This window comes from Paenibacillus jilunlii (genome assembly GCF_900102965.1).
In the GTDB taxonomy this organism is placed as follows: Bacteria; Bacillota; Bacilli; order Paenibacillales; family Paenibacillaceae; genus Paenibacillus_AQ; species Paenibacillus_AQ jilunlii.
In genome coordinates, this window is record NZ_FNGM01000001.1 from 627,648 (window position 1) to 652,669 (window position 25,022).

At 53.4% G+C, this 25,022-nt stretch carries 23 protein-coding genes; 21 read left to right on the plus strand and 2 right to left on the minus strand.

What is annotated here, in order from left to right; genetic code table 11:
* Window positions 1–7: 7 nt before the first annotated feature.
* A complete protein-coding gene (locus BLQ82_RS03015; RefSeq protein WP_062524072.1) occupies window positions 8–1,108 on the plus strand; it encodes a GerAB/ArcD/ProY family transporter in 1,101 nt (366 codons plus the stop codon).
* Here the strand turns inward: BLQ82_RS03015 and BLQ82_RS03020 are convergent.
* Window positions 1,081–1,338, minus strand: a complete 258-nt coding sequence (locus BLQ82_RS03020; RefSeq protein WP_062524073.1) for a hypothetical protein — start codon at window positions 1,336–1,338, stop codon at window positions 1,081–1,083. The genes BLQ82_RS03015 and BLQ82_RS03020 overlap by 28 nt on opposite strands.
* A 168-nt stretch (window positions 1,339–1,506) precedes the next feature.
* Between BLQ82_RS03020 and BLQ82_RS03025 the strand changes: the two genes are divergently transcribed.
* From BLQ82_RS03025 to spoVM, 16 genes are all read left to right on the plus strand, one after another.
* Entirely contained in the window at window positions 1,507–3,381 is a 1,875-nt protein-coding gene (locus BLQ82_RS03025; protein WP_062524074.1) for a bifunctional homocysteine S-methyltransferase/methylenetetrahydrofolate reductase, read from the plus strand.
* Between the two features lie 38 nt (window positions 3,382–3,419).
* Complete coding sequence (locus BLQ82_RS03030) at window positions 3,420–4,310, plus strand: YicC/YloC family endoribonuclease (protein WP_062524075.1); 891 nt, start codon at window positions 3,420–3,422, stop codon at window positions 4,308–4,310.
* Between the two features lie 51 nt (window positions 4,311–4,361).
* Window positions 4,362–4,622 (plus strand): extracellular matrix/biofilm regulator RemA, encoded by a 261-nt coding sequence (remA, locus tag BLQ82_RS03035; protein WP_006209218.1) that lies wholly within the window; start codon window positions 4,362–4,364, stop codon window positions 4,620–4,622.
* A gap of 18 nt (window positions 4,623–4,640) precedes the next feature.
* Window positions 4,641–5,210, plus strand: coding sequence for a guanylate kinase (gene gmk, locus BLQ82_RS03040; protein WP_025704315.1), 570 nt, complete (start codon window positions 4,641–4,643; stop codon window positions 5,208–5,210).
* Between the two features lie 55 nt (window positions 5,211–5,265).
* A complete protein-coding gene (rpoZ, locus tag BLQ82_RS03045; RefSeq protein ID WP_062524076.1) occupies window positions 5,266–5,466 on the plus strand; it encodes a DNA-directed RNA polymerase subunit omega in 201 nt (66 codons plus the stop codon).
* A 223-nt stretch (window positions 5,467–5,689) separates the two neighbouring features.
* Complete coding sequence (gene coaBC, locus BLQ82_RS03050; RefSeq protein ID WP_062524077.1) at window positions 5,690–6,922, plus strand: bifunctional phosphopantothenoylcysteine decarboxylase/phosphopantothenate--cysteine ligase CoaBC; 1,233 nt, start codon at window positions 5,690–5,692, stop codon at window positions 6,920–6,922.
* Window positions 6,922–9,453 carry a primosomal protein N' gene (gene priA, locus BLQ82_RS03055; RefSeq protein ID WP_062524078.1) on the plus strand — a complete coding sequence of 844 codons (2,532 nt, stop codon included), beginning with the start codon at window positions 6,922–6,924 and terminating at the stop codon, window positions 9,451–9,453. The genes coaBC and priA overlap by 1 nt, the downstream gene beginning before the upstream one ends.
* 133 nt (window positions 9,454–9,586) lie before the next feature.
* Window positions 9,587–10,072: a peptide deformylase gene (gene def, locus BLQ82_RS03060; RefSeq protein ID WP_025707141.1), complete on the plus strand. Its 486-nt coding sequence runs from the start codon at window positions 9,587–9,589 to the stop codon at window positions 10,070–10,072.
* A 5-nt stretch (window positions 10,073–10,077) separates the two neighbouring features.
* A complete protein-coding gene (gene fmt, locus BLQ82_RS03065) occupies window positions 10,078–11,016 on the plus strand; it encodes a methionyl-tRNA formyltransferase (protein WP_062524079.1) in 939 nt (312 codons plus the stop codon).
* Between the two features lie 101 nt (window positions 11,017–11,117).
* Window positions 11,118–12,521: a 16S rRNA (cytosine(967)-C(5))-methyltransferase RsmB gene (gene rsmB / locus BLQ82_RS03070; protein ID WP_082722704.1), complete on the plus strand. Its 1,404-nt coding sequence runs from the start codon at window positions 11,118–11,120 to the stop codon at window positions 12,519–12,521.
* Between the two features lie 197 nt (window positions 12,522–12,718).
* On the plus strand, window positions 12,719–13,762 hold the full coding sequence (gene rlmN, locus BLQ82_RS03075) for a dual-specificity RNA methyltransferase RlmN (protein WP_062524080.1): 1,044 nt from the start codon (window positions 12,719–12,721) through the stop codon (window positions 13,760–13,762).
* A 6-nt stretch (window positions 13,763–13,768) separates the two neighbouring features.
* Window positions 13,769–14,545 carry a Stp1/IreP family PP2C-type Ser/Thr phosphatase gene (locus tag BLQ82_RS03080; RefSeq protein WP_074647696.1) on the plus strand — a complete coding sequence of 259 codons (777 nt, stop codon included), beginning with the start codon at window positions 13,769–13,771 and terminating at the stop codon, window positions 14,543–14,545.
* Window positions 14,542–16,767 (plus strand): Stk1 family PASTA domain-containing Ser/Thr kinase, encoded by a 2,226-nt coding sequence (gene pknB, locus BLQ82_RS03085; RefSeq protein ID WP_062524082.1) that lies wholly within the window; start codon window positions 14,542–14,544, stop codon window positions 16,765–16,767. The genes BLQ82_RS03080 and pknB overlap by 4 nt, the downstream gene beginning before the upstream one ends.
* Before the next feature lie 119 nt (window positions 16,768–16,886).
* Complete coding sequence (gene rsgA, locus BLQ82_RS03090; RefSeq protein WP_062524083.1) at window positions 16,887–17,792, plus strand: ribosome small subunit-dependent GTPase A; 906 nt, start codon at window positions 16,887–16,889, stop codon at window positions 17,790–17,792.
* 4 nt (window positions 17,793–17,796) lie between these two features.
* Complete coding sequence (gene rpe, locus BLQ82_RS03095) at window positions 17,797–18,465, plus strand: ribulose-phosphate 3-epimerase (protein WP_062524084.1); 669 nt, start codon at window positions 17,797–17,799, stop codon at window positions 18,463–18,465.
* Between the two features lie 277 nt (window positions 18,466–18,742).
* Complete coding sequence (spoVM, locus tag BLQ82_RS03100) at window positions 18,743–18,823, plus strand: stage V sporulation protein SpoVM (protein ID WP_020431362.1); 81 nt, start codon at window positions 18,743–18,745, stop codon at window positions 18,821–18,823.
* A 200-nt stretch (window positions 18,824–19,023) separates the two neighbouring features.
* Here the strand turns inward: spoVM and rpmB are convergent, their stop codons facing one another.
* Entirely contained in the window at window positions 19,024–19,212 is a 189-nt protein-coding gene (rpmB, locus tag BLQ82_RS03105) for a 50S ribosomal protein L28 (RefSeq protein WP_019911441.1), read from the minus strand.
* 191 nt (window positions 19,213–19,403) lie between these two features.
* Here rpmB and BLQ82_RS03110 point away from each other — a divergent pair, with 191 nt between their 5' ends.
* The 4 genes from BLQ82_RS03110 to BLQ82_RS03125 all read left to right on the plus strand — a co-directional run bounded on the left by BLQ82_RS03110 (window position 19,404) and on the right by BLQ82_RS03125 (window position 24,568).
* Window positions 19,404–21,182 carry a DAK2 domain-containing protein gene (locus tag BLQ82_RS03110; RefSeq protein ID WP_062524085.1) on the plus strand — a complete coding sequence of 593 codons (1,779 nt, stop codon included), beginning with the start codon at window positions 19,404–19,406 and terminating at the stop codon, window positions 21,180–21,182.
* 105 nt (window positions 21,183–21,287) lie between these two features.
* Window positions 21,288–22,148 (plus strand): DegV family protein, encoded by an 861-nt coding sequence (locus tag BLQ82_RS03115; protein WP_062524086.1) that lies wholly within the window; start codon window positions 21,288–21,290, stop codon window positions 22,146–22,148.
* Window positions 22,149–22,161: 13 nt separating this feature from the next.
* Window positions 22,162–24,213 carry an ATP-dependent DNA helicase RecG gene (recG, locus tag BLQ82_RS03120; protein ID WP_062524087.1) on the plus strand — a complete coding sequence of 684 codons (2,052 nt, stop codon included), beginning with the start codon at window positions 22,162–22,164 and terminating at the stop codon, window positions 24,211–24,213.
* A gap of 67 nt (window positions 24,214–24,280) precedes the next feature.
* The gene (locus tag BLQ82_RS03125) at window positions 24,281–24,568 is read left to right on the plus strand and encodes a stage VI sporulation protein F (protein ID WP_062524088.1); all 288 of its coding nucleotides are present in this window, start codon (window positions 24,281–24,283) and stop codon (window positions 24,566–24,568) included.
* Window positions 24,569–25,022 lie beyond the last annotated feature (454 nt).

The window sequence follows — 25,022 nt, forward strand, 5'->3', positions numbered from 1 at the left end:
CGAGGAAATGGGAACGGTTAAAGTCGGGCTGATCCAGTTTTTCAGCATTACCCTGCTGTTTGAGCTGGGAACGGCGCTGGTCGTCAATCTGGGCATGGCAGCAGGCAGGGATGCATGGCTTTCTATACTTATCGGCAGTGCGGGAGGGATTGGCGTATTTGCAGGATACGCTTATTTGTACAGGAAATACCCTGAACTGCCTTTCACAGCCTATACCCGGAAGGTTCTGGGCAAATATATTGGGACCCCCGTAGCGTTGATCTACGTTATTTTATATATCAATCTGGCCGCCCGGGATTTGCGTGACGGCAGTACAATGCTCGCGATGGCTACCATGCATAACACCCCGCTGTTTATTCTCAGCATGCTGATGATTCTTTCAAGCGCCTACGTTCTGCACAAAGGTTTTGAAGTTCTGACCCGGACATCCCTGGTTTTTCTGCTCCTTGTCCTGCTGATCGGCCTATTCAGCACCCTTATGCTGATGTTCTCGGGATCGATTAATTTGAACCGGCTTCTGCCGATGCTGGAGGATGGGGTAGAACCTGTGATCCGTTCAGTACTGCATCAGAACTATATGTTCCCCTTTGGCGAGATGATCGCTTTTACCATGCTCATGCCCTTTCTCTCCAATGTAAAAAAAGGCCCTTGGGTTATTGCGGGGGCGATGCTGGTTTCCGCTCTGATGCTGAGTTTTACGATGGCTCTGAACATCTCTGTGCTCGGGGATGACATTGTGGAGCGCTCCCCTCTGCCGCTGATGCCTACGATCAGCAAGATATCGATTTCGGACTTTATCCAGCGTGTGGATATTTTTGTGGTCATGGTGCTGATCATCGGCGTGTTTTTTAAAATTTCTGTGTTTTTCGCTGCGGCACTGATTGGGATATCTGACCTCTTCGGCATACCTTACCGCAAAATGCTCTATCCCTGCACGCTGATTATTTTGTTTACCTCTATGCTGGATGCCCGCAGCTTTACCGAGCATCTCGATGAGGGAGGGAGACTGCTGTATACCGTGTATCCGTTCTTGATGATAGCCATACCGGCTGTTCTAATCCTCGTCTCGGTATTGAAAAGCTATTTCTCGGCTCCCCGGCCGGGCTGAGCGCCCCGAATGAAGTACACGGCATCCGGGATAACGAGACTCAGCAGCATAAGCAGAGCAACCAGCTTTTCTGAAGCAGAGTACAATAAGTAGTTCATAATGTAGCTGATATTATCCAGCCCGTAACCGAAGATCCAGTCCCCCAGATATAAATAAAGCAGGGAAAGTGCAGCCAGCAGCACAATTACCGCATATTTTTTCAGCAGCATCTTTCTGATTTTTTTCTTCATGAAACCTTGCCCCCTATCGGCGCTTTCTGCTAGTATGAATCATTTTCCCCGCAGCCATGCAATTGCTGTTGTGCCCTGGCTGCGCTTTTGTCCCCGAAAGCTTATCATCCATCCCGTTTTATGTTACATTAGTATGAAACTACGGACTGATTAGGGGAGGTTCTTGCGGTGAAGCCGGATTTACGCTCTGCATGGAAGAATAACGTGTTGGTCGGAGACGGGGCGATGGGAACCTTTTTATATCAAAAAGGCTTTCCGGTCGGCATCTCCTATGAAGAATTGAATCTGACCTCTCCGGAGGTTATTGAGGATGTGCACCGCAGTTATATTGAAGCGGGAGCGGTGCTGCTGGAGAGCAATACGTACTCGGCTAATTATGACAAGCTGTCTAAGTTCGGGTTAGAGGCCAAGGTCGGTGATATCAACCGTGCCGGTGTGCGGATTGCGCGGCGTGCCGCAGGTGAATCGGGTTATGTTGTCGGTGCGGTAGGCTCGATCCGTGCCGGTAAACGGGCAAATCTGTCCGGCGCGGAGCTGAAGCGGTTTTATACCGAGCAATTTTCGGCGCTGCTGGAAGAGCAGCCAGACGGCATTCTGCTGGAAACCTTCTATGATGTGGAGGAGCTGCATTTGGCGCTGAGATCCGTGCGCAAGCTCAGCGACCTGCCGGTGATCTGCCAGCTTGCTGTGGATGAGACTGCGCGTACCCTCGACGGGTTAACGCTGCCGGAGGCTTTTCATATTCTGGAGCAGGACGGGGCGGATATAATCGGCTTCAACTGCCGGACCGGTCCTAACGGCATTAAGCGGGCGCTGAAATCGCTGCAGGGAAGCCTCAGGCTCCCCGCTTCCATATATCCCAATGCCGGGATCGCCGATTATGTGGACGGACAGTACCGCTATGGCGCATCGCCGGAGTATTTCGGCCAGATGGCTCCGGTATTTGCGGATATGGGTGCCCGGATTATCGGCGGCTGCTGCGGCACGACGCCACAGCATATTGCCGAAATCTCTGCTGCGCTGCGTGACTATACTCTGCAGCCCCTGCCGGAACCAACGGGACAGAGGAATCCCGAGCACCTGGCGGTCCAGGAGCATCTGGCAGAGGATGGGGAACGTGACGGCAGAGAGCCGACACTGGTTGATCTAGTTAAGGAACGCCATACAGTGATCGTGGAGCTTGATCCGCCGCGTGATCTGGATATCGCGAAGTTCATGCGGGGTGCGGAAGCACTGCGCAAGGCAGGTGCGGATGCGCTGACCCTGGCGGACAATTCGCTGGCCGTGACCCGGATGAGCAACATGGCGCTGGGACATCTGGTGCAGGCCCGCACGGGGCTGCGGCCCCTGGTCCACATTGCCTGCCGGGACCGCAATCTGATCGGAACGCAGTCCCATCTTATGGGCTTCGATGCGCTGGGCATTGATCATGTGCTGGCAGTCACAGGCGACCCGGCCCGCTTCGGGGATTTGCCGGGCTCTAGCTCTATTTATGACCTGACCTCATTTGAGATTATTCGGATGATCAAGCAGCTCAATGACGGCATCGCTTTTTCCGGCAAGCCGCTGAAGCAGAACGCCAATTTTGTGATCGGCGCTGCATTTAATCCTAACGTCAAGCATTTGGACAAGGCTGTTGAACGGCTGGAGAAAAAAATCGCTTCCGGTGCAGATTATATTATGACCCAGCCCGTATATGATCCTGAGCTGATTGTACGGATTGCCAAAGCTACGGAGCATCTGGAGATTCCGATTTTTATCGGCATTATGCCGCTTGCCAGCGGACGCAATGCCGAATATCTGCACAATGAGGTGCCCGGCATTCAGCTTTCCCCGGAGGTCCGCAACCGTATGCAGGGACTGGAAGGCGAAGCAGGGCGCGCAGAGGGAGTGCGGATCGCCAAAGAGCTGCTGGACGCGGCCACTGCGCATTTTAACGGCATTTACCTGATGACGCCATTCATGTTCTATGATATGAGTGTGCAGCTTCTGGAGTACGTGTGGGCAAAACAAGGGCGCAAATTGTCCCCCTTGTTTCGCTAGTAATAATCAATTACAATAGTGTAATGGATGTGATTCCGTTGTCATTTAGCATGACCGGATACGGTCAAACATCCCGGCAATTCGGCGGTTACAAGATAACATTCGAAGTCAAATCGGTGAATAACCGGTACTGCGAAGTTGTGCTGCGGATGCCCCGGGATTGGACGGTTTATGAGGATATGCTGCGAAGACAGGTGCAAGCTCATATCAAACGGGGACGGGTCGATGTCATCATTAACAGGGAGCATGCCGATGAGGCCGGCTCCACTCAGGTGCTGAACCGTTCAGCGGTACGTTCTTATTTGAAGTCGGCACAGCAGCTGAGTGAAGAATTCGGAATCGGCGGTGAGCTTCAGCTTCGCGACATCCTCGCGCTGCCGGGTGTTATGGAACTCAAGGAAGATATACATGCATTAACCTCATCCCAGGACCTCAAGGATATCCTTGAGCAGGGGCTGAACGGGAGTCTGGAAGCCCTGATGGACATGCGCGCCCGTGAAGGAAGATATCTTGCGGGTGACCTGCTGGGAAGACTGAATCATTTGGAGGAGCTCCATGCTGAAATGGCTGGACTGGCTCCTGTTGTGGTGAGCGAGTACCGCGAGAAACTGCGGCAGCGGCTGACCTTGCTGAATGACGGTACGTTCCCTTTTGAAGAGCATAAATTCGGAATGGAAATGGCTATCTTTGCCGACCGCTGTAATATTGATGAAGAGCTTACCCGGCTGTACAGTCATTTTGAACAATGCAAGGCTGTACTGAAGAGCAGTGAGCCTGCAGGACGCAAGCTGGATTTTCTCATTCAGGAGATGAACAGGGAGACGAATACTATAGGGTCCAAATGCAATCATCTCACTCTGGTGAACCTGACGCTGGATATGAAGGCCGAGCTGGAGAAGATACGTGAGCAAGCAGCGAACTTGGAATGACAACTGCCTGAAGTAAGCGAAGATGTAACCTATGGGGGGAACAACCGGAACATGGCAATTAAATTAATCAACATCGGCTTTGGGAATATTGTATCGGCCAACCGTATTATTTCCATTGTCAGCCCGGAATCAGCACCAATTAAACGTATTATCCAAGAGGCGAGAGACCGGCATATGCTGATCGATGCCACTTACGGCCGCCGGACGCGGGCCGTCATCATTACGGACAGCGATCATGTCATTCTTTCGGCTGTGCAGCCGGAGACTGTGGCCCACCGCCTGTCCAGCAAAGATGACGATAACGACGAATAACAACAAATGGAGTGTACTATGTCTAGAGGATTGCTGATCATATTATCCGGCCCTTCCGGTGTTGGAAAAGGAACCGTATGCACCGCACTGCGGCCGAAGATGCCCGAGCTTGTCTATTCTGTTTCAGCGACTACACGCTTGCCGCGTGAAGGCGAGGAGAACGGAGTCAACTATTTTTTTAAGACCAGAGAGCAGTTTGCGGCCATGATCGAAGCCGACCAGCTGCTTGAATATGCGGAGTACGTAGGCAATTATTACGGTACTCCGCGTGACTTTGTGGAGAGAACACTCGACAGCGGAAGAGATATTATTCTGGAAATCGAGGTTCAGGGAGCGCTCAAGGTCAAGGAGAAATTCCCCGAAGGCATCTTTGTATTCCTTCTTCCCCCGTCTATGGACGAGTTGAAGGACCGTATTCGCGGGCGCGGTACAGAGCATCCTGATGTCATCAGCCACCGCATGTCCGTGGCGGAGGATGAGATCAGCCTGATCCGGCATTACGATTATGCAGTAGTGAACGATGAGATAGATCTGGCCTGCAAGCGAATAGAAAGCATCATTATCGCCGAACATTGTAAGGTGAGATGACAGGCATAACAGAACTTAAGCTCATATTACAGTAAAAGATAAAGAGGTGTCTTACGTGCTATATCCATCCATTGACGAAATGATGACCAAAGTTGACAGCAAGTATTCCCTGGTGGTTGCTGCGGCCCGCCGGGCAAGAGTGCTCCGGGAAGGCGGCAAGACCGAGATCAAAGCTCCAAGATCGCACAAGTTCGTTGGTGTTGCGCTGGAGGAAGTTTTTGAAGACCGTATCATGGTAACCCGCGGCGAAGAGTAGTCTGAAGTTGCCCTGCTAGGCCATTGCAGAAACGGGTACCGTCCTTTTTAAGGACGGCGAAGCCGTTTCTGCTTGGGTTAGGAGGTCTGTAGTTTGAACGTAGTTCTGAATAGCCCGGACCGGGCGGTATCTGACAACCGGAAGGTTGTTATTTTTTTCTCAAAAACTGAGGATTTTTCGGTATGTAACTGCGGGAAGACAAGGGAACAGGGGGGAGATTACGTTGAAGAGCTTACAGGGCAAAACGATTATCTTGGGGATTACCGGAGGGATTGCTGCCTACAAAGGCGCAGCCTTGACCAGCAAGCTTACACAAAAAGGGGCCACGGTGCATGTGATCATGACTGCTTCGGCTAAGCAGTTCATTACAGAGCTGACACTGCAGTCCTTATCCAAGCAGCGTGTATACAGCGATACCTTTCAGGAGCGCGATCCGTCTTCGATTTCGCATATTGACCTGGCGGATTCCGCCGATCTTGTACTGGTAGCACCGGCAACAGCCAATATTATTGCCAAAATGGCACACGGCCTGGCGGATGACATGCTGTCTACCACACTGCTTGCGGCCACAGCCCCAGTAATGGTGGCACCTGCGATGAATGTACACATGTATCAGCATCCTGCGGTAATGGACAACATCAACACGCTGTACAAGCGGGGAGTGAAGTTCATAGAACCGGGTGAAGGACAGCTGGCCTGCGGTTATGTAGGCAAAGGGCGGCTGGAGGAGCCGGAAGAGATTGTAAAGGTGGTAGAACAGTTTTTTGCTCTGCAGGACAGTGCGGCAAAGGGGCCGCTCGCCGGTAAAAAAGTGGTAATTACTGCAGGGGGAACGATCGAGCGCATTGACCCGGTCCGCTATATTACCAATGATTCCTCCGGCAAAATGGGCTTTGCCCTATCCCGCACTGCACGTGCAATGGGAGCAGAGGTCACCCTGATCGCTGCGCGCACCGATGAGGCGCCTCCGCAGGACCCGGAGATTCGCGTGGTCAGGGTTGAATCGGCTGCGGATATGTATGAAGCCGTACTGAGCGCCTGGAAGGATTGTGATATCCTGATTAAGGCTGCGGCTGTGTCGGATTACCGCCCGCGGCAGAGCGCGGAATCTAAGATTAAGAAGAGCGGGGATACGCTGAGCCTTGAGCTGGTGAAAACAACAGACATTCTGGAGAATCTGGGGAAACATAAGGATAAGCAGTTTCTCATCGGTTTTGCGGCTGAAACAGGCGATGCCGAATTGTATGCCAAGGACAAGCTGGTCCGCAAAAATCTGGATTTAATTGTTGCCAACGACGTTACCATGGAAGGTGCAGGTTTCGGTACAGACACCAATATTGTATCGGTCTATGACGCAGAAGGACTGGTGCTGGATCTGCCGCAGACTTCCAAGGATGAGGTAGCGCGGCAGCTGCTGCAGCTGGCGGCCACACGTATTTCCGGAGCACAATTATAATGGAGATAGCCAAGGTCATTGTCGATGTTCCTGTGCGCAGCACTGACCGGCCGTTTGATTATTTGATACCAGACTCGCTTAAACTATGGATTGAGGTGGGAAGCCGCGTAGCAGTGCCCTTTGGGCACCGTACGGTGCAGGGGTTTGTGGTATCCCTGGAATCCGGGGAGACAGGTGCAGTATCCGGGATGAAGCCGATACAGGAGGTACTGGATCTGCTCCCCCCGCTGTCCCCAGAGCTGGTTGAGCTTGGGGATTGGATGAGCCAAAGATATGCCTGCAGACGGATATCCGCACTTCAGGCGATGCTTCCTACGGCTCTAAAAGGCAAGGCTGAACGGCTGATAACGCTTGGTGATGCGGCGGATGAGGGAACCAGTAATGCTGATGAACTGTTCCCGATGTTCCTGGAGACGGATCAGGAGGAAAACCGGATTTCAGAATTTGTCGGACGCCATGGAGAAGTCTCCATGAAGCTGCTGACCCGCACCTTCCCCCAGGCTGCGGAGACGGTGAAGTTTATGCTCCGCCGCGGCGTATTGGCCGAGAGCCAGTCGATTAAGGACAAGATGGGCAAAAAGAAGCTCAAGGCGGTTGATTTGGCTATCGGGCTCTCGGCAGCCCGCGAATCCCTTGCCGGATTTCCGGCGCGATCCGCCCGCCAAAAAGAAGTGCTGTCTTTCCTGATAGATATGGAAGCTATGCTTCCGATGCCGATGAAGGATATATTGTCCATTCTACAGGTCACGGCAGGCACGGTAAAGGCCCTGGAGGACAAGGGGTTTATTGAGATCAGCGAGATTGAGGTATACCGGGACCCTTACCGGGGGCGTGATTTCAAACCCAGCACACCGCTGCCGCTGACGAAAGAGCAGGAAGCTGTATATAACAGAATTGCTGCAACCGTGGATGAGCAGCGGCATGAAGTGTTTTTGCTGCATGGAGTTACCGGAAGCGGCAAGACTGAAATCTATCTTCAGTGTATCCAGCGCTGCGTGGATCAAGGGCGGCAGGCGGTGGTGCTTGTGCCCGAGATTGCGCTCACACCGCAGATGGTCGAGCGGTTCAAAGGCCGCTTCGGAAGTGGGGTCGCTGTGATGCACAGCCGTTTGTCTGTGGGCGAGCGGTATGACGAATGGCGCAAAATCCGCGAAGGGAAAGCATCGGTGGCAGTTGGCGCCCGTTCCGCGGTTTTTGCTCCGTTCGTGAATCTGGGCCTCATTATCATGGATGAAGAGCATGAATCCTCCTATAAACAGGAGGAGAATCCGAAATACCATGCACGCGATGTTGCGGTCCGCCGCGCAGAGCAGGGCGGAGCTGCAGTTATCCTGGGCTCCGCTACTCCGTCACTCGAGAGCTATCATGCGGCCAGGTCGCAGAGCGATATTCATTTCTCGCCAGTGCTGCTGCACATGCCCAGCCGTGCACTGGGCAATGAATTGCCTAAAGTGCATGTGACGGACATGCGGGAGGAACTGAAGGAAGGGAACCGTTCGATGTTCAGCCGCCGGCTCCATGCGGCTCTGGAGGGCCGGCTGGAGCGTGGAGAGCAGACGGTGCTCCTGCTGAACCGCAGAGGTTTTTCCACCTTTGTGATGTGCCGCAGCTGCGGCTATGTGGCAGGCTGCCCTGACTGTGACATCTCGCTGACCTACCACAGCCGCAGCGATAATCTCCGCTGCCACTACTGCGGCCACGCCGAACCGGCGCCCAAGCTGTGTCCGGAATGCGGAAGCGAGCATATCCGTTTCTTTGGTACTGGCACCCAGCGGGTTGAAGAAGAGCTCGGCAAGCTGTTTCCCGGCATCCGTGTCATTCGGATGGATGTGGACACTACCACGGAGAAGGGTTCGCATGAGAAGCTGCTGAACCAGTTCAGGGACAAAAAAGCCGATGTGCTGCTGGGCACGCAAATGGTAGCCAAAGGGCTGGACTTTCCTGACGTTACGCTGGTGGGTGTAATTACCGCCGATTCCGCGCTGAACCTGCCCGACTTCCGGGCGGCGGAAAAAACCTTCCAGCTGCTGACACAGGTTGCCGGCAGAGCCGGACGCCATCAGCTTCCGGGCGAGGTGGTTGTGCAGTCCTATACGCCGGAGCATTATTCCATCGTTCATGCCAGCGGGCATGATTACCACTCTTTTGTACGTGAAGAGCTGAAGCACCGCCGGGAGCTGCATTACCCTCCGTATTGCAGGCTGATTCTTGTCACGCTTTCTCATGAACAGCTGCCGGTGCTGCTGCGTCTGGCGGAGAATTATGCGCTGAACCTGCAGGGCAAAGCACGGCAGCTGCGCTGGTTCGGCAGTCTGGACAAGCTGTCCTCCGATGCGCTCGACCTGCTTGGTCCTGTCGCATCCCCGCTTCCCCGGCTAAAGGGCCGGTACCGGTTCCAATGTATCATCAAGTGGCGCGGCTCCATTGATGCCATTGGACTGGCCCGCCAGGTGGCGGAAGAGCTGGAGGATTCGGTTCGTGATACCGGACTGCAGATCAGCCTGGATGTAGATCCACAAATGTTGATGTGATCGGCAGGCATGATACAATAGGTACGCATTGCAGAAAATTCATTATTGTTCAGCATATAGAGTTGAAGAAAGCTTATATATAGTGTTCAGAATTAGCTATACTATAGAAATGTTCGAGGATGGTGTGTTTGTAATGGCTATAAGGCTGATCGTGAAAGAACCGGATGAGGTACTGCATAAGACAGCGAAGACGGTAACCAAGGTAACCCCCAATGTTCAAAAGCTGCTGGATGATATGGCGGATACCATGTATGACGCTGAAGGCGTTGGACTGGCCGCGCCGCAGGTCGGTATTCTGAAACGGCTGATCGTCGTGGATGCCGATGAGGAGCATGGATTGATCAAGCTGATCAATCCGGAAATTGTCAGCATGGAAGGCGAACAATTCGGTCCGGAGGGATGTCTGAGCATACCCGGCCTGAATGGTGACGTGCGCCGTGCTGAGACGGTAACCGTACGTGGGCTGGACCGTGAAGGCAACGAAGTGACGATTACCGGGAGCGGCCTGCTGGCCCGGGCGTTTCAGCATGAGATTGACCATCTTAACGGGGTGCTGTTCACGGATATTGCCGAGAAGGTATACGAGTATACCGCTGAGCGCAGCGAAACTGGGGAGTGAATGGAATGAAGATAGTGTTCATGGGGACTCCGGATTTTGCGGTGCCTTCCCTGCAAATGCTGGTGGAGGAAGGGTATGAGGTAGTTGCCGTCGTCACCCAGCCTGACCGGCCGCAGGGACGAAAAAAGACACTCACCCCGTCACCGGTCAAAGAGGCAGCTCTGTCTCTGGGACTGCCTGTGCTGCAGCCTGAACGGCTGCGGCGTCCTGAATCCGTGGCGGAGCTGGCTGCCTATGAGCCGGATCTGATTGTTACGGCGGCTTACGGACAGATTCTGCCCAAAGCGGTGCTGGAGCTTCCGCAGTACGGCTGTGTGAATGTTCATGGCTCACTGCTGCCGAAATACCGGGGCGGTGCGCCGATTCAGCGCTGCATTATCAATGGCGAGAAGCTTACCGGGGTTACCCTCATGTATATGGCGGAAGGCCTGGACACCGGAGACATGATCTCACGGGTAGAGGTTCCTATCGAAGAGGAGGATACTTCGGGGATTCTGTTCGGGAAGCTGAGCCTGGCGGGATGTGAGCTTCTCAAGACGGAAATGCCCCGGCTGGCCACCGGGCGCGTGCAGGCTACTCCGCAGGATGACAGCGAAGCCACCTATGCGCCGAATCTCACCAGAGAAGATGAGCGGATTGATTGGAGTGCTGGCTCGCGGGACATCTATAACCGCATTCGCGGGCTGGTGCCGTTCTCCGGCGCATTTACCCTCTGGAACGGTGAAACGTTCAAGGTGTGGGCTGCGCACAAGCCTGCTGCGGACGGCGGAGTTAGCGGGGCTGTGCCCGGTACGGTTATTGAAGTGAGCGGCGATGGCGTTAAGGTGAAGACAGGCGATGGCAGCCTGTCCCTTACCACGGTTCAGCCAGCCGGCAAAAAGGCTATGACCGCAGCCGATTTCAGCCGGGGCGCAGCGATGAAGCCAGGGACGGTGCTGGGTTGAGCGCGGGCCGCGGCGGCACAGGCCGCAAGGGGCCGCTTACACAGCCGGGCGGCGGCAGGAACGGGACGGGAGCATCTGAAGCAAGTCCGGCAGGCGGCGGTATAAGAAAAGAAAAAGCTGGCAAGCCTGGCCGGCCGGGTGCCGCAGGCCGGGCAGCCGAATCTGCCCGGGAAGTGGCGCTCGATATCCTTGTCCGTGTCGAGCAGCAGGGAGCTTACAGCAATCTGCTGCTGAACAGCAGCTTGCAGAAATCTGCGCTCAGCCGTGAGGATGCAGGGCTTGCCACGGAGCTGGTGTATGGGAGCATCTCCCGGCTCCTTACCCTGGATTATGTACTGGACGGGTTTGTCAGCAAAGGCATTTCCAAGCTCCAGCCCTGGGTCCGCAATTTGCTGCACTTAAGCTTGTATCAGATCATGTATCTGGACCGGATTCCTTCTCATGCCGCCGTTAACGAGGCAGTGAATATCGCCAAGAAACGCGGGCATCAGGGAATATCGGGCATGGTGAATGGTGTACTTCGCAGCGTACTGCGTGCCGGGGAGCTTCCGGTATTGCCAGAGAATATCAGTCCTGAGCAGCGGATTTCTATCCTCCATTCCCATCCCTTGTGGATGGTCAAGCAATGGGCTGCGGAGTATGGACTGGATGCCGCTGAAGCAATGTGCGCTGCGAACAATGAGCCGCCTGCGGCCAGTGTGCGTGTGAATCTTACCATGATCAGCCGCGATGCGCTGCTGGAACAGATGCTTGAAGCGGGACTTGCAGCTTCGCCTTCGCTGGTCAGCCCCTACGGCATAGTGGTCAAAGGCGGCGGCAATCTGGCGCTGACCTCCTGGTACCGGGACGGTTATTTGTCTGTGCAGGATGAGAGCTCCATGCTTGTGGCTGAAGCGGTGAGCCCGGAGCCAGGCATGAGAGTGCTTGACTGCTGCGCCGCACCGGGCGGCAAAAGCGCCCACATGGGCGAACTGATGAAAGACGAAGGCTATATCTATGCAAACGATTTGCATCCCCACAAAGCCCAGCTGATTGCAGATCAGGCACAGCGGCTTGGCCTGGAGTGTATTGCCACAGGCAGCACTGACGCGCTCTTGCTGGCCCGGTCGCTTGAACCGGAATCGTTTGACCGGATTCTGCTGGATGCCCCCTGCTCGGGACTTGGGGTTATCCGCCGCAAGCCCGATTTGAAATGGCGCAAACAACCGGCGGATGTAACCAGTGTGGCTGCTCTTCAGGCGGAACTGCTGCAATCGGTGTCCCGGCTGCTCAAGCCCGGAGGTATTCTGGTTTATAGCACCTGCACTACAGAGCAGGCCGAAAACAGCAGCGTGATCGCTGAATTCCTCGGGAACAATCCGGGGTTTACTTCTGCAACCTTCACTTCGCCGGTATGGCAAAGAGTGGAGGGAACCGCACTGGCGGCAGGAGAAGGGCTTCAGCTGCTGCCACAGCATTACGGCAGTGACGGCTTCTACATTTCGAGACTGCAGAGACTCTTGTAACATAGCAATTTCCTAAGGCATTTACTGGTCTCCCGCCCGCAGGTCTTTATGCGAGGCGGGCTTTTCTTTTACCGTCTCTGATATTTGTGTTAAAATAGGAAGAATGAGAAATAATACGCATATCCTTAAGTAGAACTGATTGGTGTGCGTATGCTGATAAATTTCTATATCTCAAGAAAGTACAGGTGCTTATTCAAATGAAACCTTTAATATATGATTTTACTCTGGAAGAGTTACAGCAGTGGGCTAAGGACAACGGTGAGCCCGCTTTTCGCGGGGGGCAGATTTTTGACTGGCTATATGTCAAGCGGGTCAATGATTTCGAATCGATGAGCAACTTGTCCAAGGCGCTGCGCGCCAAGCTGGATGAACAGTTCCGCATCGCGGCGCTGACAGAGATTACGAAGCTGGAGTCTAAGGACGGCACAGTGAAATTCCTGTTCGGTCTGCACGATGATCACGCGATCGAGACCGTTATTATGAAGCATAATTATGGCAACAGCGTCTGTGTAACAACACAGGTAGGCTGCCGGATCGGGTGCACCTTCTGCGCCTCTACACTCGGCGGTCTTAAACGCGATCTGACCGCCGGCGAGATTGTGGCCCAGGTGGTCCGCTCCCAGCAGATTCTGGATGCCCGCGGTGAGCGGGTCAGCAGCATTGTTATCATGGGTACGGGCGAACCCTTTGAGAATTATGACGCGACTATGCGGTTCCTGCGTCTGATGATTCATGAGAAAGGCCTGAATATCGGACAACGGCACATCACGGTTTCCACCAGCGGGATTGTGCCGAACATCTATAAATTTGCTGACGAGGATACCCAGATCAATCTGGCGATCTCCATCCATGCACCCAATGATGCGCTGCGCTCCAAGCTGATGCCGGTGAACCGGCGGTATCCTTTTGATGATGTGATTGAGTCCCTGCGGTACTACCAGGCTAAGACAGGCCGCCGGATCAGCTTTGAATATGCCCTGATTGGCGGCGTTAATGACCAGAAGGAACATGCGGAAGAACTCGCCGGGGTGCTTAAGACCATGCTCTGCCACGTGAATCTGATTCCCGTGAATCATGTGCCTGAGCGCAAGTATGTACGGACTTCCCGCAATGATATTTTTGAATTTCAGCGTACTCTGGCCGACCATGGCGTAAATGTTACCATCCGCCGTGAGCAGGGCCATGATATAGCGGCCGCATGCGGACAGCTGCGCGCCAAACACATGGAGAAGTTGGGGTGAGGATATTTGATCAGAACAGTTCATGCCAGCGACATTGGCCGGGTTCGTACCGTCAATGAGGATTCAGTCTGGATCGGCGTGACCCAAAACGGCTATACCCTCGGTATTATCGCTGATGGAATGGGCGGACATCTGGCTGGCGACACCGCAAGCAGCCTTGCTCTGGAGACCATGAAGAATGCCCTGTACGGGCTTCAGCCTGATCTGCCGGAGGAAGAGCTGCAGCACGCGCTGTCTGCCGCCATATATGAAGCTAACCATGCAGTCCACAATGAGGCATCAAGTGACGAAAAATACCATAATATGGGTACAACAGTTGTTGCTGTGCTGCTTAAGGGGGAAGCCGGGTTTATCGGCCACATCGGGGACAGCCGCGCCTATTTAATCAAGGATGGTGCAGCCGTCCAGTTAACCGAGGATCATACGCTGGTCAATGAGCTGTTCAAGAACGGCCAGATCAGCCTGGAGGAGCTTGATAACCACCCGCGCCGCAATGTTCTGACCAGGGCGCTGGGGACGGATGCCGAGGTAACAGCTGATCTGGCGCCTGTGCGTCTGGAGCCGGGGGAGCTTCTGCTTCTATGCAGCGACGGCCTCAGCAATTTCGTCAGCCAGGAACATTTGGGGAAAGTGGCAGGGATACAAGAGATATCCTTAGAGGAACGAGCGGACCGTTTACTACAGTTGGCTTTGCTGGCAGGCGGCGGCGATAATATAAGTGTCGCTATGTTAGAACATCAAGGAGAGGCCGCTGTGCCCGAGACAAAGGAGTGGGATAGATGATCGGTCACGAATTGGGCGGCCGTTACCAGGTTATTGAACGCATCGGGGGAGGTGGCATGGCGCTTGTCTACAGAGCCCATGACATTCTGCTCAACCGGAACGTTGCTATCAAAGTTTTGCGAAATCAGTTTGTGCATGATGAGGAGTTTATCCGCCGTTTCCGGCGGGAGGCGCAGTCCGCTGCATCGTTATCACATCCGAATGTGGTTAGTATATATGATGTGGGCCAGGAAGATGAAATTCATTATATTGTTATGGAGTACGTGGAAGGCAAGAATCTGAATGAGATTATCAAAGAACGGGCTCCACTGCAGGTGGACGAAGCCGTACGTATTGCCTCCCAGATCTGTGATGCGCTGGATCATGCCCATCAGAATCAGATCATCCACCGGGACATCAAGCCGCATAATATCCTGATCGGGCGTAATGGAAGGGTTAAGGTGACGGATTTCGGGATTGCCCGGGCAGTCACTTCCACAACGATAACCCAGACGGGCTCAGTAGTCGGATCGGTGCACTATTTTTCGCCGGAGCATGCCAAAGGGGTGACTACGGGGGAGAAATCCGATCTCTATTCCTTGGGAATTGTACTGTACCAAATGCTTACCGGAGTGCTTCCTTTTTTGGGCGAAAGTCCGATCAGCGTAGCCCTGAAGCATTTGCAGGAGGAATTTGAAGAGCCGAGGCTGCTGAATCCGCTGATTCCGCAAAGCGTTGAGAATGTTATTTTAAGATCCATGCGCAAAAATCCCGAGGAGCGGTACCAGTCAGCGAAGGAAATGCTGCAGGATCTGGAGACCTGTCTGCTTCCGGAACGGCGCAGTGAATCTAAAACGCAGTTCCATGATGAGGAAGACGAGGACAGAACCCGCATTATTCCGGCAATCAGGCCCATGCAGCGGGGGCTCGGCAGCCGCGCTGGAAGCGGCGAAGAGCGGATGAGGCGGGATGAAGAGGATGAGCCCCGCAGCCCGGGCAAGCGCAAGTCGGGACGTGCTGTGCTGTGGATCAGCCTCACACTGCTGGTGCTGATTGCTATGGGCGGAGTGGTCTGGTATGTAAATGCCAAGCTTGCCGTAGATGAAGTAGCGGTACCCAAGGTGACCGGTATGTCTTTTGAAGCAGCGAAAGCGGAGCTTGCCAAGGTCGGTCTCGTTGCCGACGAACCGCCTGCTGGGGAGTACAATGCAAATGTCGAGCCTGATGTAGTATGGAAGCAGAGTAAAGAGCCGGATACTATGGTCAAGGAAGACACGCATATCGCTCTTACGGTAAACATTGCCAAGCCGCTTTCTAAGATGATTCCTTTAGCAGGCAGGACTGAAGAAGAAGCCATTAAGCTGTTAATCGCTGAAGGTGTGGATCAGAGCCGGATTACCCCGGACCAGCGCTACAGCGAGGATTTCCCTGAAGGGCAGGTTATCGGCACGGAGCCAGCCGTGGACAGCGAGTATGATCCGGCGACCGCGACGATCAAGCTGATTGTCAGCCAGGGGAAAGAAACTGCTGATGTACCTGATCTTACTAACAAGACCCGGGCAGAGGCGAAGAGCCAGCTTGAAGCCGCAGGTCTTGTCCTTGGTGAAATCAAGGAGGAATCCAGCTTCTCTGTCGAAAAAGGCATCGTTATGGAACAATGGCCTTATGAAAAAGGCGATACGGCTTCTCCAGGTGAAAAGATTAACATTACCGTTAGTACAGGTTACCCGCCTGAAGCCTTGGAATATACATTCAATGTGCCGGTAGCCCCTTCGGTTGAAGGCACCAAAACCAAAATCCGCATTATTTATGCCGATGCCCGCAAGGATGGCGAGAACCAGGAATGGGGAACGCGCACGATTGCCAAAAGCCAAAGGCTGTCTGTGAAACTGCTGCTGGCCCCTAATAAGGACGGCTCCGTTTCTGTCTACCAGGATGGTGATTTTGTTGCCACCTATTCGATTAAATATGCGGACGCCAAAAATGGGACGGTGCCGGATCCGGAACCTCCGGTCCAGCACACTCCTGAGCCGACGCAGGCACCAACAGAACCACCGCCGGCTTCTGCCGATCCAACAATAGAGCCTGAGATTCTGCCTCCATCCACGGAAGAAGGTACTACTACGGGTTCAGTGAATCAGACAGGATTCGTCGCCGGCAATGCCGATAATGGGCAGACAACAGCCGTCAATAACGAGAGTAAAGGGAACGGCAAGGAAAAAGGCAAAAACACAAACAAATAAAAGAGACAAACTGAGCTGCCCGGGAGGATTCCCGGAGTGGCTGCAGTCAGCAGAATGACCCGGGTAGCCTACGAACTTGGGTCATTTGTGCAAAATCAGGAGAGGATGGCTCATGATGTATGCCTGAAGGAATTATCATCAAAGCATTAAGCGGTTATTATTACGTCAAACCGCTCCGCGATGGGTTGATTGCTGCCGAGGAAGAAGCAGTACAGTGCCGGGGGCGGGGGATCCTGAAGAAGAAAGGGACCGCTCCGCTTGTGGGCGACCGTATTAAATACGTCTTGACTGAAAACGGGGAAGGCATGGTTGATGAGCTGCTTCCCAGGGAATCCGAGCTGATCCGTCCGCCGGTAGCCAACGTCAAACTGGCTGTACTGCTGTTTTCTGTACGCGAGCCGGATATGAATCTGAACCTGCTGGATAAATTTCTGGTTCACATTGAGCATTCCGGCCTGGAGACGCTGATTGTGCTGACGAAGCAGGATTTGGCGGAGGACGACAGCGAAGCCACGAATCAGGTCAAAGAGCTGTATGAGCGCATCGGATATGAAGTGATCGTCACGAGTTCACTTACCGGCTCCGGCAGCCATGAGCTGCGGGAACGCCTGGCCGGGATCATCAGTGTCTTCTCCGGGCAGTCCGGTGTAGGTAAGTCAACGCTGCTGAACCGCCTTGTACCCGGCCTTGGGCTGGAGACGGGGGAGATCAGCCTCCGCTTGGGCCGGGGACGGCATACGACCCGGCATGTCGAACTGATGGATATCGGGGGCGGCGGATTTGTGGCTGACACTCCGGGCTTCAGCCAGCTTGATTTTCTGGAACTGGGTGTGGAAGAGCTGTCCACCTGTTTCCGTGAGTTTGCCCCCTATGCCGAAAACTGTAAATTCCGCGGCTGCAGCCATATTCATGAACCGGGCTGCCGCGTCGTTGAGGCTGTGAATTCAGGAGCTATCGCCGACAGCCGTTATGAGCACTACAAGCTGTTTTACAATGAAATGAAAGATAAAAAGCGGAGGTACTAACATTATGATCACAATCGCACCATCGATATTGTCGGCTGATTTTGCCGCGCTTGGCGCTGAGGTTGCAGAAGCGGAAGCCAGCGGCGGAGACTGGATTCATGTAGATGTTATGGACGGCCATTTTGTGCCGAATATTACGCTTGGACCGCCGATTGTTAAGGCTGTGAAGGCACATACCTCTCTGCCGCTAGATGTTCATTTGATGATTGAGAACCCTGAACGCTATATCCCTGAGTTTGCAGCTTCGGGAGCCAATGTCATTACAGTTCATGCCGAGGCCTGTGTGCATCTTCACCGTGTGGTGCATCAGATCAAGGAGCTGGGCCTTCTGGCCGGAGTAGCAATCAATCCGGGTACGCCCGCTTCGGCGGTGCGCGAGGTGCTGGAGGATGTGGATATGGTGCTGGTAATGACTGTGAACCCCGGTTTCGGCGGACAGTCGTTTATCCCGAACACGCTGAAGAAGATCCGCCAGATCCGCGAGTGGGCCCGGGAAGTCAACCATACCTCCCTGCGCATCGAAGTGGACGGAGGCATCGCTGAAGCAACTGCTCCGCTGGTCGCTGAAGCGGGAGCAGACGTTTTGGTGGCCGGAAATGCCGTGTTCGGACGCAGCGACCGTGCAGCTGCCATCAAGGCGATCCGTGAAGCCGCAGAAGCGGCCCTGCGCTAATCGAAAGCACACGTTCGAACTAATGGTATAGGCCAAGTTGCTGACGCATAAATATGGTTACATGAGCAGAAATCTCATGTAGCCTTTTTTTGAATAGAGGACTTTATTTGAGCGCTATAAAGGTTCCTTCTATTTCTCGCTGAAACGGGAGCCGCCTCTTCCAGAGTACGGCCCGGCCGGTTCTGCTTGGTTCAAAAAGGGAGGTCTGCATTCGTAACGTTAGCGCACGACAGGAAAGTCTCCTACCGTACGGCATGAATTGATGGGAGGGTTAAGGATGAAATTTTACACGTTCAAGCTGCCAAGATTTTTGGGAGGTTTTGTTAAAGCGATTTTGAACACATTTCAGAAAAGCTGAGGACGGAATAGAACAGCAAACATGAAAAAAAGCACCTTACATATGTAAAGGGTGCTTTTTGCTTCAAATATAAGACTTTATATGCTTTGCGCTATAAAGTATCCTTCTATTTCTCGCTGAAACGGATACCGTCTATTTAAGGACGGTATGGCCGTTTCCACTTGATATGAGATATCGCTAGGTCTCAGAATAATCCAAGACTAAACGCGTTCAACTTTGCCGGCTTTCAAAGCACGGGTGCTGACGTACACGCGTTTCGGTTTGCCGTTCACGAGGATACGGACCTTCTGAACGTTAACTCCCCAAGAGCGGCGGTTGCGGTTGTTCGCATGGGATACATGGTTGCCGCTGCCCGGTTTCTTGCCAGTTACAGTACATTTGCGGGACATAGATTACACCTCCTTGTTACTTACACCTGCGTAAAACAATACTTAAATATAATATCACAGCAAAATTTGCTTCGTCAACCGCTTCAAAAACATTTATTTCTTTTGGCTCTTATAGTACAATATAGATTAGTGTATTATGTCCAGTTAATCATAGAATTGATTAGGCATGAAGTTAGGAAGGGGAATCCTCATTGAGTAAGCGTTCTATAGACGGAACAGATTTTACCGCAATGGTACTGGCCGGAGCGGAGAAGCTGCAGCAGCATGCAGAGCACGTCAATTCCCTGAATGTATTTCCGGTCCCGGATGGGGACACAGGTACAAACATGAATTTGACGATGACCGCAGGCGCGAACGAATTGAAAAAAAATAATACTGGCTCAGTAGGCCAATGTGCAGGAGTATTATCCAAAGGTCTCTTGATGGGGGCACGGGGGAACTCCGGCGTTATTTTGTCACAGCTGTTCAGAGGCCTTGGACGGTATGCAGCCCAATATGATGAATTGAACACGCAGCAGTTCGCAGCAGCGCTGCAGACCGGAGTGGATACAGCATACAAAGCGGTGGTCAAGCCGGTAGAGGGAACGATACTTACTGTCGCCAAGGAAGCTGCCAGACATGCAGTCTACTACGCGCGGCGTACAACGGATGTTACAGAGCTGATGACCGAAGTCCTGGCCAGAGCCAAAGAAGCGCTCGCTAACACACCGGAGCTTCTGCCTGTGCTCAAGCAAGTGGGCGTTGTTGACTCCGGCGGTCAGGGTCTGGTTTACATTTATGAGGGTTTTCATCAGTATCTGACAGGCAGCGCCGGTACAGCGGTGCCAGCGCCGGTACAGGGACAAGCCCCTGCTGCAGCACCGCCCGCGGCGGTGTTGACCAAACATGAGAACGTATTGTCCTCCGTGCAGTCGTCTGCGCAATCACAGCTGTCTACGGAAGACATCGAATTTCTATACGATATGGAATTTTTTATTAACCGGCTGCTTGGCAGCCCCGCCAAAGCGGATTTTGATGAGGAGTCGTTTCGGAAAGCGTTGTCAGTTAATGGAGATTCCATTATTGTCATTTCGGATGATGAGACCATCAAGGTCCATGTCCATTCCAAGACTCCGGGCGAGGTCCTCAATCTGGCGCTGCAATATGGTGAAATTACGCAGATCCATATTCTTAACATGCGGGAGCAGCATCGCGATCTGCTGACCGCCGGCATGGATATTGCGCCGATGCCAGAGCTGTTTGCGGATATTCCGCAGGAAGCGAGCAGCGTTCAGGCACCGGCGGTTCCACCTGCAGATGATATGGCACAGTACGGATTCATTGCCGTATCTTCGGGTGAAGGCATCTCTGATATTTTCCGCAGCCTCGGCGTGGATGCCATTCTGTCCGGCGGACAGACGATGAATCCCAGCACGGAGGATTTCGTTAACGCGATCTCGTCGATTTCAGCAAAGCATATCTACATCCTGCCTAACAACTCGAACATTGTGCTTGCGGCTCAACAGGCCAAGGAGCTGCTAGAGGGCGAACGTGAGATAACCGTGATTCCAAGCAAAAGTATCCCGCAGGGCATTGCCGCCGCTTTTGCCTTTCAGGAGGAAGATGCGGTTGATGCCAACACCAGCAACATGCTGGAGGCGATCACCCAGGTTAAATCGGGACAGATTACCAATGCGGTCCGTGATACGGTTATTGAGGAGCTGGAGATCAAATCCGGGCAGTATATCGGGATAGCCAATTCGAAGATTGTATCCGCTGCGGATGATCTGCTGGCGGCCAGCCAGGCACTGTTGGTAAGCATGCTGGAGAATGGTGATGAGATTGTTACCGTATTAACTGGAGCTGAATCTGAGGATAATGTTACTGAAGCGCTGGAAAACTGGCTTGCAGAAGCCTATCCTCAGGTGGAAGTAGAGATCCACAAGGGCGGCCAGCCGCTGTATTATTATCTTTTTTCCGTTGAACCCTAGGTAGACACTTTACTCCTTATATAGTCTCATGCAGAAGCGCTGCGGTGTTCCTGACCAAGTGAGCGTATGGCGCTTCTGTCCAATCATAGTTAGGGGAGGTATACCATGAATCGTACCGTAATCGTCACCGACAGCACTTCCGATATCCCGCCGTCCATGGCCGAAGCTTTGGGCATCGAGGTCGTTCCATTGACCCTGATGTTCGGCGAGGAAGCATTCCGGGATAATGTGGATATGACACCGGAGCAATTCTATGAACGGCTTCCCCGTTCCACTTCCTTGCCGACTACCTCTCAGCCGTCACCGGTTGAGTATATGAATGTATATCAGGGTATTCTGGAACGTTATCCGGGATGCCGCATCCTTTCTTTTCATATTTCCTCGGGTCTCAGCGGCACGTATCAATCGGCTGTTCTGGCTAAATCCATGCTGGAAGAGAAGGGGGAGCCGATCACCGTTGTAGATTCACTTTCCGCTTCCTATGGATTCGGTTTTATGGTGGTCGAGGCGGCACGGCTGGCTGCGGAAGGACATAGCCCGGAGGACATCCTGGCACAGGCAGAGCGTCTCCGCCAGTCCCGCAAGCTGTATTTCCTGGTCGATACGCTGGAATATCTGCAAAAGGGCGGCAGAATAGGCAAAGCCTCCGCTTTTCTGGGAACGCTGCTGAACATCAAACCGATCCTGTCAATTGATGCGGAAGGAATCATCTACGCGGTCGAGAAGGTTAGGGGCCGCAAGAAGGCAGTAGCCCGCATGATCGAGCTGTTCAAACAGGATCTGCCGGGTGTGGACAAAATCAATGTGGCCGTGGGTCATACGGCTGAACCGGCTGCCGGCGAAGAGTTCCTTAAGGAATTGGCCGGGCACTTCACCCTGGAAGAGAAAGTGCTGACGAACGTGGGTCCTGTTGTAGGGAGCCATGTCGGCAACGGTACTTTAGCCGTATTCATCTGGCCCGCGTAAATAGGGGATGAACATGGGGATTTCTTTGGATTCAATCGAAGTAAAACAAATAAATGGCGTGAGCGCTCAAAAGCAAAACGAGCTTCACGCCTTTGGCGTCTTTACAGTCAAGGATCTGCTGGAGTATTATCCATTCCGCTATGATGATTTCCGGCCCCGCAGTTTAAGCGAAATCAAACACGGCGACAAAGCGACTCTTGTTGCGAAGGTGATTGGCATCCCGGTACTGCAGCGCTTTGGGGGCAAATCCCGGTTGAGCTGCAAAATGGTAGCCGAGCCATGGATGTTCACCGCAACCTGGTTCAACCAGCATTATGTGCGGGAGCAGCTGACAGCCCAGCGCGAAATTGTGATTACCGGCAAATGGGATCAAAAGCGGAATGCCATCACCGTGACGGATTATGAATTTACAGACCGGGGAGAAGGTAAGATCGGCACCCTGCAGCCGGTCTATTCCGTTGGGGGCAAGATTACACAAACCTGGATACGCAAAATAATCAATCAGGGGCTACAGCAATACGGCGAGCTGATTCTGGAAATTCTTCCGCATTCCATTATACGGAAATATGATTTCATGTCCCGCAAGCGCGCCATTGCTACGATCCACCGGCCGGAGGATACACGCGAGGGCCAGCAGGGGCGGCGCCGGATGGTGTATGAGGAGCTTTTTTTGTTTCAGCTCAAGGTACAGGCATTCCGTGTGCTGAACCGCGGCAGGATGGACGGTGTTGTGCATACGGTTGACAACGCCACGGTTCGGACTTTTGTCCGCAGCCTGCCTTTTGAGCTGACGGATGCCCAGAAGCGCGTGGAACTGGAAATCCTGCAGGATATGCGTTCACCGTATTGCATGAACCGTCTTTTACAGGGCGATGTGGGTTCAGGCAAAACCGTACTGGCGGCAATTGCCCTCTATGCCACCGTGAAATCCGGATTTCAGGGGGCGCTGATGGTGCCCACCGAGATTCTTGCGGAGCAGCATATGCGATCGCTCACCAAGATGTTTGAACCGTTCGGAATTACCGTAGGCCTGCTGACAGGAAGTGTGACCGGCCGCAAACGCAAGGACCTGCTGGCTTCGCTGCAAATGGGAATGCTCGATATTGTAGTCGGTACGCATGCCTTGATTCAGGAGGATGTGTTTTTCCGCGGGCTGGGAATGGTAGTTACAGATGAGCAGCACCGTTTCGGCGTGAACCAGCGCAGTATCCTGCGCCGCAAGGGCTATAACCCGGATGTGCTGACCATGACAGCAACGCCTATTCCTCGCACGCTGGCGATTACTGTCTTTGGCGATATGGATGTATCCACCCTTTCGGAGCGGCCCAAAGGGCGCGTGCCGATCATGACCTACTGGGTCAAACCTGATCTGATGGAACGGGTGCTGAAGCTGGTTAACCGCGAGGTCGACCAGGGCAGGCAGGCTTATCTGATTTGTCCGCTGATTGAGGAATCGGAAAAGCTGGATGTGCAGAATGCGATTGACTTGCATATCCAAATGTCGCAGGCTTTTCCCCATTACAAGGTGGGGCTGCTTCACGGGCGGATGACCCCCGGGGAAAAAGATGAAGTCATGCGCGCCTTCTACAGCAATGAGATTCAGCTGCTCGTCTCCACGACGGTTGTCGAGGTCGGCGTCGATGTTCCCAATGCCACGCTGATGATCATTATGGATGCCGACCGCTTTGGATTGTCCCAGCTGCATCAGCTGCGCGGCCGGGTTGGGCGCGGCCAGCACGCTTCCTTTTGTGTGCTTGTAGCAGATCCGAAGTCCGAGATCGGGCGTGAGCGGATGACGGCGATGACCGATACGGATGACGGCTTCGAGGTATCGCGCAGAGACTTGGAGCTGCGGGGGCCTGGAGATTTCTTCGGGACCAAGCAGAGCGGGCTGCCGGAGTTCAGGCTGGCGGACATGACCGCCGATTTTGAAGTGCTGGAGCAAGCCAGGGACGATGCGGCGGAGCTGCTCAAGGAAACAGACTTTTGGACCTCCACTGATTATGCGCCGCTGCGGAGCTATCTGCAGAACGAGCAAATTTTTCAAGGGGATATCATCGATTAATTAGGCACATGCACCGGCTTTCCCTCATATACTGTGAATGATTGGAATATGACAGGAGGTGCTGCGCGTGGGCTATCAGCAATATGGAATCAGTCCCCAGCTGGTGGATCGCATCAAGCTGAAGATGAAGAATCCGGCTGTTAAAGAACGAGTGAAGAATATGATCAACGGAATCTCCAAACAGGAGCTTCAGGACACTGCGGTGGTGCGCAGACTGGTGCGCAAAGCTTCGGCGGTACTGGGGGAAAAGCTGACCTCGGCACAGGAAGAACAAATTGTAAAGTTTGTAATTGCCCAGAAGATTGACCCCAACAATACATTTCATTTGATCCGGTTATGGGGGATGTTCCGGTAGAGGGCAGCAACTCACGTAATAGAAATGGCGCAAGCCGGTGTTCATTAAAAAGCGTTCCCGCTAAATACAGCGGGAACGCTTTTTGCCTGTTGTAGGGGAAACAATAGAGTCAAAACGGTAGATAGCTTGAATCTCCCCGGGGGGCAGGGGCAATGGCCCTATTTGCCGGAGCCTACGGACAGAGAAGACGCTATTTTGCAGAAAACTGGCCTTTTCAGGTTGGTCCGGACTCAGGAGTCCTTAAATCATTCTTTTGAACCCATAATGGGGGGCAAACGGTAAAATAGTGGTATTTCAGTCCGTCCCTCGTGAAAATGCCTGATCATTCTCAATAAGGGCTCTCCTGTCCGCATCCTGGCGGATCGAAGCTCTGTGTACACCGGATAGTACTTAACTTGTACATGTACAACAAGCCAAGATTCGCAAGTTCCACGTTTCTATCCTTCGGCCCATT